The sequence below is a fragment of the Scytonema hankhaensis NUACC26 genome, assembly GCF_045865695.1.
GTDB lineage: Bacteria > Cyanobacteriota > Cyanobacteriia > Cyanobacteriales > Nostocaceae > Scytonema.
Genome location: NZ_BAACAP010000236.1, coordinates 12591 through 25083, shown reverse-complemented (window position 1 = coordinate 25083; position 12493 = coordinate 12591). Strand labels below are relative to the sequence as shown.

Below are 12493 nucleotides of genomic sequence, written 5' to 3'. Positions count from 1 at the left end.
GAACCTATCCAATGCTGTTCATCACCACCTTTGTAGGACTTACGCATAGCCCCCCTTTTTAAGGGGGGCTAGGGGTCCCCTCTGGGGTTGGGGGGAAATGGGGGGATCTACAACATCTGGAATACAAGAAAATATGTTGAGTTTGCGTAAGTCCTGTTTTGGATAATCTAGGCGATCGAATTAATGAACGGCTAATTTTTTGGTATGTTCTAAGCCAGTGAAGACATAACCAAAATTTGGCAATCGTTGTGCGAAAATACTACCCATTTGCGGAGCCGTGGGTAAAGTCCAGTCTTTTTGCAATTCTGCAGCTACTGCTATTGTATTGATGCACTTTACACCCGCCTGACTCATGCGAGCGATCGCAGCATTTTGAGCAGTTTGATTCCATGTCCCGGAAGCATCAATAACAGCGTAAACATCGTAGCCAGCACCAACGGCTGAAATTGCAGGAAATGCCAAGCAAACATCCGTTGTCACACCTGCCATAATCAGTTTGCTGCGATTAGTTTGCTCAACAGCAGTCACGAAATTTGGATCGTTCCAAGCATTGATGATGACTCGGTCAATAATCGGTACATTTGGTAAGGTTTGAATCAATTCAGGAAATAAAGGTCCGTTAGGACCATTTGGATTGCTAGTCGTTAAGAGTGTCGGGAGATTGAACAGCTTTGCAACTTCAGCTAAGTAAAGCGCATTATTTTTTAGATTCACTGGATCGATATCGGTGATTCCAAAGGATAATGTCCCAACCTGATGATCGATCAACAGCATAGCTGCATTATCAGGTGTTAGTTGTTCGTAGAACCGGAAATCTGTAGAGCGTTCGGTTGCCATCTTGTTTATTTCTCCTAAAGAGTTTTGGTGCAATACAAATTCTTACGAATTTCACCTAAAGAGCGAATTCATTGGAATTTTATATAGAAAGCAATACTGCCGTCTTCTCTATTTTTTTGAAAATTGTTCAATTCTTTAGAATCTTAAAAAAAACTAAATCTCCCTACTACTCCTGTCGATACTTACTAGGTGTAACTCCTGTCAGTTTGCGGAACTGTTTGGTAAAATGACTTTGATTGACGAAGCCACATTCAAGCGCAACATCAACAATCGGGACATCTTGTCTCAACAACTCCTTTGCTCGTTCAACTCGTTGTTGTAACACGTACTGATAAGGAGAAACACCTAGCGATCGCTTGAACATATCGCAAAAATAGCACTGGCTCATCCCCAGTAACTCCGCGAGAGTAGCAAGGTTAATATTGGTGTGCAAATGTGTGTGAATATACTCTATGACTTTCCTAAAACTAGCTTTTGGTATTTCATGACTCTGTTCATTAATAGAGTGCTGACGAGAAGAATATTTTCTCAATAGATGTATACATAAAGAATTTTTTAAGGAATCGATAAAAAGTTGATTGTCAGCTTCCCCCGACTCTAATTCTGCTTTCAAAGCCAATCCGATTCCATAAATAAGTGGGTCTGGTTGGGAAAACTGGGGTATAATCTCAACTCGATCTGGATCGACGGATTCGTAGGCTATGTGAGAAACAAATCTTGGATTGAGTGCGAGAATGAGGAGCTTAGTATCCTCACCACTATAAGACCAATGGGATACATTAGCAGGTACAATCGCCATCTCACCTAACTTGCGGTCTTCATGCTTGTGGATATTATCCAATCGTCGCTCCGAACCGAGTACATCTTTGAGTTGTATTCCAATAATATGATTGACGCAAGAATGTTCTGGTGTTTCATTCTGTGGGTTTTGTAGGTAAACCAAGCTGATATTTGCCCATTGTGTACTGTAGCTAGATAATGTAGGTTGATGCGAAGAAACTTGACTCACAGACTCTTTTCGACTGGCATCAACAATTATTTCTTTTTTCTTCATAAGTGGCTCTTTGTGGTATTTTGATTACATTATGGTTAACTATTCCCTTACAAGTTTACAATGTCTTTTTAGGCAATAGGTTTCCGTTTGTGAAAGTGAGTGACAAGGGTAATAGACAAAAATATGTCAGACAACAAAGAATTTTCAGACGAAAAAAGCTCTTCCATTAAAAATATTTTGATTATAGGTGCAAGCGGCTATATTGGCGGAGCACTGTGCCGTCGGTTTTCTCAAACACAAGATTTTGCCGTATTGGCACTTGTGCGTCCAAGTAGTGATATTGAGGGTATAAAGCCTTTCTGCAAGGAAATAATCCGCTCTCAAGAGGTAGAAATTTCCAGCAATGATGTTATTAGAGCAATTCGTAAGCATGATATTACAACGGTAATTAATGTAGCGTGGCACATGCCTCTAGAATCAACCAAAGAAGCTCAATTCGCTCGTGACCGTATACCATTAGAAGCCGCTTTACACGGTGCTAGTGCAGTTTCACCAGATATTCATGTAATTACAACTAGTGGGAATTTCTCTTTGATTACCGCCAATGGAGGACGAATAACAGAAATACCTCCGCCAAAAGGTTATACACTGCCCGAATATTTAGTATGTCTTGACTTACTCGCAGGTGTAAATGCGTTGAAAGATGGGCTAGTAGAAGAGTATATCAGCAATGGAGGTAACGCCTCGATTGTGTATCCTTCATCAGTGTATGGTTGGGCACCAACTCGTGGCGGTTTCTGGGATTTTGCAATTCAGCAGTTCATTACAGGGAAACCATACCAAGGCTCTCAGCCATTTCCACCAGATTTTATGACAGCGTGGATTCATGTTGAAGATTTAGCAGACTGCTACATTGCCGCAGCGCTCAAAAGCTCTAAAGGAGGACATTACCTTGCTGCGCCTGAAAATTTGAGTATTAGCCAGGTGGCAACTTTGTTTGCCCGGGCTGCGAGGGTAGAATTTATTGCGCCAGTCTTTGAAAACAAAGACAAAGTTATATTTGATGATTCTCATACCAGAGAAGTACTTCAACTTCAATGGAAGTATAAAGTGGCTGATGAGGTGAAAGGTTGGGTAGAGAGAATAAAAGAGTTAGGAACTTATTTTTTAGAGTAAATAAGGTGAGAGATTTGCCACACTCGTAGTTGCTAGCATTTGAAAATTATGGTGAAATAAATCAAGTCCGCTTACTGAAAGTCAACAAAAATGTCTAATATTGGTTTGATTTTACTAGCGGCTGGTGCATCCACTCGCATGGGTACACCAAAGCAATTGCTACAGTACCAACAGCAGAGCTTGCTTCGCCATATGGTTGAGGTAGCGGTGGCTTCAGTCTGCAACCCCGTTATCGTTGTGTTGGGAGCATATGCTGACCGCATTCGATCGGAGATAGAGTTATCCAATGTACGAATTGTTGAAAACCATTGCTGGTCTGAAGGTATGAGTACTTCAATTCGGTCTGGGATAGAAGCCCTCAATGAGGATGTGGATGCTGTTGTGTTGATGCTGTGCGATCAGCCATTCGTTTCTACCCAAATCATCAATCAACTTGTTAATGTCTTCTGGGCTACAGGTGGACAAATTGTTGCTTCAGAATACGGAGGAGTCCAAGGTGTACCAGCATTATTCAAACGCACTTTGTTTGCAGAATTACTGACACTTAGTGGTGCTGCAGGTGCAAGACAGGTGATTAAACAAAATGCTAGGGAAGTTGTCAGTCTTCCTTTTCCAGAAGGTCTATTCGATCTCGATACCCGCGACGACTACGAGCAGTTTCAAAAGCTTATCGCTGATAACCGATTGTGCATCTAGTCTGTGGCAAGAGGTAAAAATAAGAACAAAGAGGAAGGTTCTTATAAGAGGTTTTCGATATCCCTTGCACCGTGAAGGACGCGGACAACTTCGATACCATTCTCAATGGGGACATAAAAAATGACTTAGTTTCCGACTGGGAAGCTACGCAAATTGTTACCTAGGTCAATTCGCTCGCGCCCTATGTAGGGTGAATTCGACAGAAGTTTGAGCTTTCGGTCAATCTCATTAAGAACCCGGTCGGCGGCAACTTCGTTGTTCTGCCCAATGTAATCCCAAATGTCGATGAGGTCAACTTCTGCCTCTGGTGATTTGATGACTTGTCCCACAGATTACACTCCATTGTTGCGCCGTGAAGCAACCCTTTTACGTCCCTCAGCTTTGATATGCTCCATATCAAGCGGAGTACCCTCGCCTCGCGCTAGAGAATCGAGTCCTTTCTGTACCTCTAGACGAAGTTCCTCAAGACGGAGCACGCGCAAATCCTCTCGTTCCTTGAGAAGGCGAAGTCCCTCGCGGATGACCTCGCTTTGCGATTGGTAGAGTCCGGAGTCAATGAGATTGGCAACGAATTTATCCAGAGTTTCGCCAAGATGTACGTTCATAATACGGTACTTTTGAAGTAATGAGTCTCTGTTTCCGATTTTGGCACTACTAACAATAGTTGGCAACTTGGATCTAATTTATGATGAAAACCTAGAATTCATAGATGAGAATTGGCAATTAGATATTGATTCTCCTTTTTTGGACATTAAACAAGTCTTACAAGAGTCAGTAAAGCAAAAAGTTTTTTCCAAAAGGTAATTGTCGAATATTTTGTAGCCTAAAATACTTTTTAATCCCAAATTTGTTAACCACTTAACAGAGTATGTATTAAGATTACTTATGCATAACTAGTTGCAAATTATTGATATTAACTCGATGGAAGATAAATACCTTGAACGACTTGATATTTATTCTTGGCGTAGGCGTAGCCTGCCCCAGGCATCGCTCTTGGGAAAAACTTTTTGGTTTACTGAGAGTAGTCGCTCAGTAATTCTGAGCAAGCTACAGGTCAAAGACCGTATCCAAGCAGTGGTAACGTGATTATGATGTGGACAAACGAAAGTTAACAAAGTTGTGCGAGCGCTTCTGAATAATCATGAATTCTCCAACGATTGTTAACGTCTTCTGGGATACAGGTGGACAAATTGTTGCTTCAGAATACGGAGGAGTCCAAGGTGTACCAGCATTATTCAAACGCACTTTGTTGGCAGAATTACTGACACTTAGTGGTGCTGCAGGTGCAAAACAGGTGATTAAAAAATATGCTAGGGAAGTTGTCAGTCTTCCTTTTCCAGAAGGTCTATTCGATCTCGATACCCGCAACGACTACGAGCAGTTTCAAAAGCTGATTACTGATAACCATTTATGCATTTAGCCACTTACTGAAAAGACAAAAAATTCAGAGACGATCACTTTCTGGTCACATTTGTTGTTTACATTCAAGATAACGCAGACAACGCAAAAATCTTGGTTCATCAGAACTTTTTGAGCAGCAAATGGCTTCCAATCAACTCCAACAAGCTACTGGTACATTTCCTAACCGTGAAAGTGCGGTACAGGCACTTGACAAATTGAGAAGTATTAACTTCCCAATGCACAAAGTGTCTGTAATCACCAAAAAACCTGAACTTGATAGTGCTGACACAACTGAAAATAATCTGACTCCAGCAAAAGGTGCGACGGCGGGTGGGGTAGCAGGAGCTACGGCGGTAGGTTTACTTGTTTTAGGCGGAGGTTTTGCTGCGTTGCTAATTCCTGGAATTGGTTCGGCACTGACAGCAAGATCTATTTTAATAGCTCTTTTGGGAAGTGCATCTGCTGGTGGTCTTATTGGCGCAGTACGGGGTTGGTTTTTTCCTGAAGAAGTCGCTCAACTCTACAATGACCCAGTCTACCAAAAAGATTATTTGTTGACGCTAAAAGGTACACAGGAGGATATCTGTCGTGCCGAACCTATTTTAAAACAGTGCAACATTCAGAATTGGCGTGTTTTTGATATTTCCATAAATTGAAGGGATTAAGCCAATTAAGCGACGCATTTACTAGATTTTGGAGCCGATATGCCAGTCACAGCTACTAAGGATTTATTGAAAAACGAATGGCACACTCTCTCTACACGGGAAGTGGCAGGGCATTTAGACAGTGACCGTGAAAATGGTCTAACCTCTGATGAAGTAGCCAATCGGCAAGAGCGTTTTGGTGCTAATCAACTGTCTGGTCAGGAAAAGAAAAGCCCCTGGTTACGATTTCTGCTGCAATTTCATCAGCCTCTACTGTACATTTTGTTAGTAGCTGGAGCCATCACAGCTTTACTTCAAGATTGGGTAGATGCTTTTGTGATTTTTACTGTGACACTGCTTAACGCAATTATTGGGTTTATCCAAGAATCCAAAGCGGAGAGTGCGATCGCCGCCTTGGCAGAGATGACAACCACAGAGGCGTCTGTGATGCGCGACGGTCAAAAATCACGTGTTTCCTCCAACAAGTTAGTACCAGGTGATTTAGTTTTGCTGTCTTCCGGTGACCGAATACCAGGCGATTTGCGGCTCATCGTAGTCCGGGACTTACAAGTTGATGAGTCAGCTTTAACTGGGGAATCTATTCCGGTTGAGAAAGCAGTTGAGCCACTTGAAACAGAAGTCCCACTGGCAGAGCGAACGAATATGGCATATGCTGGCACTCTGGTGACCTCTGGACAAGGAAGCGGCATTGTTGTGGCGATCGGCTCCACAACTGAGACAGGCAGAATCTCACAGTTGATCGATCGAAGTACAGATTTAGAAACACCCCTGACGCGCAAGATTGATAGATTCAGTCAAAAAGTGCTTTACGCGATCCTGGTACTAGCTGCTTTAACGTTTGTAGTTGGTTTAGGACGGGGAGAATCTTGGGTTGATGGCTTTAAAGCAGCTGTTGCTCTAGCAGTCAGTGCAATTCCAGAAGGGTTACCTGCAGTTATCACAATTACTTTGGCGATTGGTGTCTCCCGCATGGCTCGTCGTCATGCGATTATCCGGAAATTGCCAGCTGTTGAAGCTTTAGGCAGTACGACTGTTATCTGTTCTGATAAAACTGGTACACTTACTGAAAACCAGATGACGGTTCAAGATATCTTTGTCAGCGGTAGGCATTATGCAGTGAGTGGCGTGGGTTATGCTGCTGACGGTGAAATTTTATTGGATGAACAGCCCGTTGATGTGAGGGAGGATTCGGCTTTACATGAATGTTTACTCGCAGGGCTGTTGTGCAATGATGCTCACTTACAAGAACAAGACGGACAGCTAGTGGTGGCTGGAGATCCAACAGAAGGAGCATTGATTGTCGTCGCTGGTAAAGCAGGGTTGAGCCAGTCAATTCTTGATTCTGAAATGCCTAGAGTAGATTCTATACCATTTGAATCTGAATTTCAATACATGGCGGCTTTGCACAAAACCAATTCAGGCAAGGTTATCTATGTTAAGGGTTCAGTGGAAGCAATTTTGCATCGCTGTCATCAGATGCTTGACATAAGGGGGGAAATGTCACCGCTAGACCCCAAACAGGTAGAGCACCAGGCAAATGCAATGGCACAAAAAGGTTTACGAGTGCTAGCTTTTGCCAAAAAACCTGCAACAGCTAACCAAAATTCTGTAGCTCGTTCTGATATCAATGAGCAACTGATTTTGCTGGGTTTACAGGGTATGATTGACCCTCCTCGACCTGAAGCAATTAGTGCCGTGAAAGCCTGCCAAGATGCAGGGATTCAAGTCAAGATGATTACGGGGGATCATGCCTTAACTGCCGATGCGATCGCTCAAAAAATTGGTATAAAAAAAGGTGCAACATCTCGTGTTTTCACCGGACAGCAATTAGCTCAGATGAACGAGCAGGAACTTGCTCAAGCGGCAGAAGATAGTATGGTTTTTGCCCGTGTCGCACCGGAACAGAAACTACGGCTGGTTGAAGCTCTACAATCCAAAGGCGAAATTGTGGCAATGACGGGGGATGGTGTCAATGATGCTCCCGCTCTACGTCAAGCAGATATTGGTATTGCTATGGGGATGGCTGGGACTGAAGTTGCCAAGGAAGCAGCTGACATGATCCTGACTGATGATAATTTTGCCTCAATACAAGCTGCTGTTGAAGAAGGTAGGACAATTTATCGAAATCTGCTCAAGGCGATCGCCTTTATCTTACCGATCAACGGCGGAGAATCCATGACGATTTTGATTGGTATGCTTTTTGCCGAAACCCTGCCCATTATACCCGTGCAGATACTGTGGCTCAATATGGTAAGTTCTATTGCCCTCTCCTTACCATTAGCATTTGAGCCAAAATCTCCTCAAGCCATGCGCTTATTACCACGTAACCCCAATGAACCTTTACTTTCAGGCAGTTTGCTCAAGCGCGTCGTGGCAATTTCTATTTTTAACTGGATTGTCATCTTTGGTATGTATGAATGGATACTAAGAGCAACGGAGAACATGAATTTAGCCCGTACAATGGCAATTAATGCTTTAATTGCAGCAGAAATCTTCTATCTACTGAGAATCAGCCGATTCTTACCCTCAGTTTTTGCTCTTGCTCGGGGAAAAACGAAATCTATTGGTTATGCACCCGCAATTGGTATTATCACTGTTGTCATTTTGCAAGTTCCTTTCAGTCAGTGGAGCGTTATGAATCAAGTATTTGGTACTGCACCACTGAGTTTAACTCAAGTTTTAATTTGCGTTGGGGCAGGCTTACCTATGATTGTTTTAGCCCTCTTGTTAAAGCGTTTTGCTCCTTTGGATTAAGCAGATGGAAGCAATAAAGTTATAGAAAACTGAGCAATCAGGTAGGACTAGCTCTTTCAAGGTGAACCAAAAACCTGGAAAATCATACCCAATTTTCAATATTTGACCTTCGCGCTCTTCGTTCCTTTACGGTTTAAAAGAATTTTTTATACCATGAAGACACGAAGAGCACCTTAATCTTTCGACTTGCACCTTGAAAGAGCCGATCTTATCAAGATTCAAAATCTGTAGAGTAGTCTCCTCGACAAACAAAGGAAGCAATGAAGTTAAACGTGATTAAGTGGCGAGCGCTATGGTGGACTATTTCAGGAATCATTATCTTGGTCGGATTGATAGCAATGGTAATCTCTTGGCAGCAGCTTGGGACACCTCTAAGACCCAGTCTTGATTTTACGGGCGGCACCCGGTTGCAGTTTGAACGAGATTGTACCCAACCTAATGCCTGTATTAGTCCGATTGATACTGCTTCTGTACGTAATGTCTTGATAAGTCAGGGTTTACAGGCGAACAGTAGCATTCAAATTCTGGGTAGTGACCAACAGGCTGTCTCAATCAGCACGGTACCTTTGAGTAGAGAGCAACGAATACAGCTACAAACTGCGCTCAGTGAAACAATTGGTGTCTTTGATCCTCAAAAGACTCAGGTTGATAGTGTTGGACCTGTCCTAGGTCGTCAGCTTTTCAACTCTGGACTACTGGCTCTATTGGTTTCTTTTGTCGGAATCACTGTTTACCTCAGCTTCCGATTTCAGTTCGATTATGCCTTCTTTGCCGTTATTGCTCTCTTCCACGATATTTTAGTGACGGTTGGCATTTTCGCCCTTTTGGGACTGGTTCAGGGGATTGAAGTAGATAGCTTATTTATTGTTGCCCTGCTTACCATTGTGGGTTTCTCGGTCAATGACACCGTGGTGATCTATGATAGAGTGCGGGAGAATATTAAAATGAATCCTAGTAGGTCGTTCGATGGAGTTGTGGATGACGCTGTAAATCAAACTTTAACCCGCTCTATCAACACCAGTTTCACAACCTTACTGCCTTTGATAGCCATTTTTTGGTTTGGTGGAGAAACGCTGCAAAACTTTGCCTTAGCACTCATGGTTGGTTTTACCGCAGGCGTTTATTCCAGTATTTTTATTGCAAGTACACTACTAGCTTTGTGGCGAAATCGCAATGGAACTTCGCCTTTGCTCCTTTCAGGAGATTCAAACGCAGGTGGTGGAAGCTCAAAGCAATAAAGCTTTACCAATTTGCGTTTTCAATTTCGGTTTATTCGTAACGGGCGATCCCTCTTCTGTCACTCCGTAGAGAAAAAATTTCCTATCTACCCTGAATCCTATTAAGTACTATCACTTTCTGCTCACATTTGTTGTCAAGACTGGAGATAAATCAGGTAATGGCAACAGCCTTTACGGATCATCAGTACACTTTTTGAAAGACACAATGTCCAATCAACTTCAGCACGCCGTTGGTGTATTTCCTAGCCGTAGAAGTACGCTACAGGCACTCAACGAATTGAGCAGTAATGGCTTTCCCATGGAAAAAGTTTCTGTCATCACCAAAAAAACCAAACTTGATGAGCAATCTGATGGAGTGGATATGAGTGAGCCCGCTCTCACTCCATCTGAAGGTGCGGTTGCGGGTGCGGTGGCTGGCGCTACGACAGGAGGTTCACTTGCCTTAGTCGGTGGTCTAGCTGCTTTGCTCATTCCTGGAATTGGTCTGGCGCTAGCAGCAGAATCTATTCTACTCATCCTTTTAGGGACTGGAGCTAGTGCAGCAGCTGGTAGTCTGGTTGGTGCGCTACAGGGTTGGTTTGTTCCCAAAGAATTCGCCCAACTTTATAACAACAGAGTCTTCCAAGGTAATTATTTGATGACGCTAGAAGGCACAAAGCAAGATATTCGTTATGCAGAACCTGTTCTAAGGCGTTGTGGTATTCAGGAGTGGCGCGTTTTTGACATTCCTATGAATTGAAACAATTAAGTATTGGATTAATGACAACGCTACTTAAGCGGCAGAAAAATTTGAAAAGTTGACCCTTTCTCTACTATACTTTTGGTACTAATATGACCACCATGTGCAAAGACGATTTGCTGGACAATTGCTAACCCCAAACCATATCCACCAGTTTTGCGCGTTCGCTTTTTATCAACTCGATAAAATCGCTCAAAAATATGTGGCAAATCAGCTTCGGGAATACCGATTCCATTGTCTGTAACTTGAATTACAGCCCAATTTGACTGAATGAACAGCTGCAACTGAACTTGACCGTCGGCGTTCGTATATTTGCAGGCATTATTGAGCAAATTAACTACTGCTTGACGCAGCAACTCTGCATCACCCAGTACATTCACACTATCAGTTGGTAAAGTATAAGTTAGATTAAGATGTTGTCCAGCTTCTTGTGTTGTATAATTATCTGCTATCTCTCCTAGCAAATTCCTCAAGTCAACTTCAAGTAAAGATTCAGCAGATAATCGACCTGCATAACGCGCCAAAACAAGTAGATTATTCACTAGAGTGCTCATTGACTTAGCGATATTAAAAATCTTCTCGAAGCGCTGACGCTGCATTTCGAGACTACTAGATTGAGAAATTAATCCGTATTGGGCATTGCTGGTAATAGCTGACAGAGGCGATCGCAATTCATGGGAAGCATCAGCTGTGAAGCGTTGTAGCTGGTTGTAGCTTTCACGAATCGGTTGCATAGCTAGCCCTCCTAGGAACCAGCCAGCCAAACCTATTATTCCTAAAGTTACTAGCACTGTCAAAAGCAAAACTAACCGTAACTGAGCTAGATTATTCTGAGCGGATGTCAAGGGGATTGCAACTTGGAGATAGCCGATTAACAAACTATCCTGGTAGACGGGCAGTGTTAACTGACGCAGCCAAATAGTATCTAGCGTTGCTCTTGAAGAAGGAAGCGCGGTTTTGATAGTGTGAAATCCAGGAGTGATTGCTAAATGCGCCTCTGGAGCAGCACCGAAAAATTGCACAATTTGCCCTTTGGTATCGTACCAACGCGCATATACAGCTTCACTCCCCAAGGGAGGCACGTTACTCCCAATAAACGGCACATTTTCCAGATCCAGTTGTCGCTGGCGCGGATCGTACCTCGCGTTCACTGCTATCAGCCTAGATTTTTGGTAGAGTAAGCGATCGAGATCCTTTAACTCGTTAAAGACTGCTTGGTAGTAAAGTACTCCTGCAAAAACGACCAAAATACTCCCCATTGTTAAGGTAAACCACTGAGCTAAATTGCTACGACTACGATGAAACATCACGCTTATGCCAGAGGTAAGATACGTGGAAAAGAAGATTTATTTGTTATCAAACCAAGTTTATTGTCCTATGTCTTTATCTCACTGGTTGCAAAAACTGCACTCTTTAAAGATAGAATTTTTGTTGCCTCTGCCACTGCTTTTAATTGCTTTTGGACTGGGTGGTGAATCGTTGACAAACCTGCTATTGAACCGTTCGTATAGTACAGCAAACAAGCTTCAAGCTGATACACATACGGTAAAGACACCAATTGTATTCAACGTGTTAGTAACCGAAGCTGAAATTGAAAAAGAGCAAGAATTTACCCTAGTTGAACTCAAAACAACTAACTCATTACTCAAAAAATTAGAATTCGAGGTTCCAGTTACAGAATTAAACAAGGTAAAAGCTACGATCGCTCAAGAACTGGGGCTGTCTGGTGAAGTAAAAATGCAAGCTAATACACAAATGCAGGTGCGATCTACCGTCAAGGTATTAGGAATTCTCGCTGAAATTAAAAAGAAGCAAGGGTTTACTTTAGTTGAGGTCAACACAGCCAATTCCGTACTGAAAAAGTTAGAATTTGAGTTTCCAGCCACAGAATTAAGCTCTGTAAAAGCTACGATCGCTCGGGAACTTGGACTGTCCGATAAAGATGCCACAATGTTAGTCAGCTACCGGATAAAAAATTAGCACGCATTGAAAA

At 42.7% G+C, this 12493-nt stretch carries 13 protein-coding genes; 8 read left to right on the top strand and 5 right to left on the bottom strand.

Features of this window, described 5'->3' with window-relative positions:
- Window positions 1-180: 180 nt before the first annotated feature.
- Both ACKTT2_RS37845 and ACKTT2_RS37840 read right to left on the bottom strand, forming a co-directional pair.
- Window positions 181-837 carry an isochorismatase family protein gene (locus ACKTT2_RS37845; protein ID WP_407896126.1) on the bottom strand — a complete coding sequence of 219 codons (657 nt, stop codon included), beginning with the start codon at window positions 835-837 and terminating at the stop codon, window positions 181-183.
- Window positions 838-1003: 166 nt separating this feature from the next.
- The gene (locus ACKTT2_RS37840) at window positions 1004-1891 is read right to left on the bottom strand and encodes a helix-turn-helix domain-containing protein (protein ID WP_407896125.1); all 888 of its coding nucleotides are present in this window, start codon (window positions 1889-1891) and stop codon (window positions 1004-1006) included.
- 123 nt (window positions 1892-2014) lie between these two features.
- On the opposite strand from ACKTT2_RS37840, the gene ACKTT2_RS37835 reads away from it, so the two are divergent.
- Together ACKTT2_RS37835 and ACKTT2_RS37830 are read left to right on the top strand one after the other, a co-directional pair.
- Complete coding sequence (locus tag ACKTT2_RS37835; protein ID WP_407896124.1) at window positions 2015-3007, top strand: NAD-dependent epimerase/dehydratase family protein; 993 nt, start codon at window positions 2015-2017, stop codon at window positions 3005-3007.
- Between the two features lie 90 nt (window positions 3008-3097).
- A complete protein-coding gene (locus ACKTT2_RS37830) occupies window positions 3098-3703 on the top strand; it encodes a nucleotidyltransferase family protein (protein WP_407896123.1) in 606 nt (201 codons plus the stop codon).
- Window positions 3704-3828: 125 nt separating this feature from the next.
- On the opposite strand, the gene ACKTT2_RS37825 is transcribed toward ACKTT2_RS37830, so the two are convergent.
- Together ACKTT2_RS37825 and ACKTT2_RS37820 are read right to left on the bottom strand one after the other, a co-directional pair.
- Window positions 3829-4032: a type II toxin-antitoxin system RelE/ParE family toxin gene (locus ACKTT2_RS37825; RefSeq protein ID WP_407896122.1), complete on the bottom strand. Its 204-nt coding sequence runs from the start codon at window positions 4030-4032 to the stop codon at window positions 3829-3831.
- 3 nt (window positions 4033-4035) lie between these two features.
- On the bottom strand, window positions 4036-4308 hold the full coding sequence (locus ACKTT2_RS37820; protein WP_407896121.1) for a type II toxin-antitoxin system ParD family antitoxin: 273 nt from the start codon (window positions 4306-4308) through the stop codon (window positions 4036-4038).
- 536 nt (window positions 4309-4844) lie between these two features.
- Here ACKTT2_RS37820 and ACKTT2_RS37815 point away from each other — a divergent pair.
- The 5 genes from ACKTT2_RS37815 to ACKTT2_RS37795 all read left to right on the top strand — a co-directional run bounded on the left by ACKTT2_RS37815 (window position 4845) and on the right by ACKTT2_RS37795 (window position 10500).
- Complete coding sequence (locus tag ACKTT2_RS37815; RefSeq protein ID WP_407896120.1) at window positions 4845-5123, top strand: nucleotidyltransferase family protein; 279 nt, start codon at window positions 4845-4847, stop codon at window positions 5121-5123.
- A 121-nt stretch (window positions 5124-5244) separates the two neighbouring features.
- Window positions 5245-5760 (top strand): hypothetical protein, encoded by a 516-nt coding sequence (locus tag ACKTT2_RS37810; protein WP_407896119.1) that lies wholly within the window; start codon window positions 5245-5247, stop codon window positions 5758-5760.
- Window positions 5761-5808: 48 nt separating this feature from the next.
- Window positions 5809-8523 (top strand): cation-translocating P-type ATPase, encoded by a 2715-nt coding sequence (locus ACKTT2_RS37805; protein WP_407896118.1) that lies wholly within the window; start codon window positions 5809-5811, stop codon window positions 8521-8523.
- Window positions 8524-8783: 260 nt separating this feature from the next.
- On the top strand, window positions 8784-9761 hold the full coding sequence (secF, locus tag ACKTT2_RS37800; RefSeq protein WP_407896117.1) for a protein translocase subunit SecF: 978 nt from the start codon (window positions 8784-8786) through the stop codon (window positions 9759-9761).
- Window positions 9762-9966: 205 nt separating this feature from the next.
- Complete coding sequence (locus ACKTT2_RS37795; RefSeq protein ID WP_407896116.1) at window positions 9967-10500, top strand: hypothetical protein; 534 nt, start codon at window positions 9967-9969, stop codon at window positions 10498-10500.
- Between the two features lie 29 nt (window positions 10501-10529).
- On the opposite strand, the gene ACKTT2_RS37790 is transcribed toward ACKTT2_RS37795, so the two are convergent.
- Complete coding sequence (locus ACKTT2_RS37790; protein WP_407896307.1) at window positions 10530-11807, bottom strand: sensor histidine kinase; 1278 nt, start codon at window positions 11805-11807, stop codon at window positions 10530-10532.
- Window positions 11808-11877: 70 nt separating this feature from the next.
- Between ACKTT2_RS37790 and ACKTT2_RS37785 the strand changes: the two genes are divergently transcribed.
- Entirely contained in the window at window positions 11878-12480 is a 603-nt protein-coding gene (locus tag ACKTT2_RS37785; RefSeq protein WP_407896115.1) for a hypothetical protein, read from the top strand.
- Window positions 12481-12493: the final 13 nt, after the last annotated feature.

What these genes read in the sequence shown, in the direction of transcription:
- ACKTT2_RS37820 (WP_407896121.1), bottom strand. Translation starts at nt 4,308, where the DNA reads ATGAACGTACATCTTGGCGAAACTCTGGATAAATTCGTTGCCAATCTC.
- ACKTT2_RS37810 (WP_407896119.1), top strand. Translation starts at nt 5,245, where the DNA reads ATGGCTTCCAATCAACTCCAACAAGCTACTGGTACATTTCCTAACCGT.
- ACKTT2_RS37805 (WP_407896118.1), top strand. Translation starts at nt 5,809, where the DNA reads ATGCCAGTCACAGCTACTAAGGATTTATTGAAAAACGAATGGCACACT.
- ACKTT2_RS37845 (WP_407896126.1), bottom strand. Translation starts at nt 837, where the DNA reads ATGGCAACCGAACGCTCTACAGATTTCCGGTTCTACGAACAACTAACA.
- ACKTT2_RS37830 (WP_407896123.1), top strand. Translation starts at nt 3,098, where the DNA reads ATGTCTAATATTGGTTTGATTTTACTAGCGGCTGGTGCATCCACTCGC.
- ACKTT2_RS37840 (WP_407896125.1), bottom strand. Translation starts at nt 1,891, where the DNA reads ATGAAGAAAAAAGAAATAATTGTTGATGCCAGTCGAAAAGAGTCTGTG.
- ACKTT2_RS37795 (WP_407896116.1), top strand. Translation starts at nt 9,967, where the DNA reads ATGTCCAATCAACTTCAGCACGCCGTTGGTGTATTTCCTAGCCGTAGA.
- ACKTT2_RS37835 (WP_407896124.1), top strand. Translation starts at nt 2,015, where the DNA reads ATGTCAGACAACAAAGAATTTTCAGACGAAAAAAGCTCTTCCATTAAA.
- ACKTT2_RS37815 (WP_407896120.1), top strand. Translation starts at nt 4,845, where the DNA reads ATGAATTCTCCAACGATTGTTAACGTCTTCTGGGATACAGGTGGACAA.
- ACKTT2_RS37790 (WP_407896307.1), bottom strand. Translation starts at nt 11,807, where the DNA reads ATGTTTCATCGTAGTCGTAGCAATTTAGCTCAGTGGTTTACCTTAACA.
- ACKTT2_RS37785 (WP_407896115.1), top strand. Translation starts at nt 11,878, where the DNA reads ATGTCTTTATCTCACTGGTTGCAAAAACTGCACTCTTTAAAGATAGAA.
- secF (WP_407896117.1), top strand. Translation starts at nt 8,784, where the DNA reads ATGAAGTTAAACGTGATTAAGTGGCGAGCGCTATGGTGGACTATTTCA.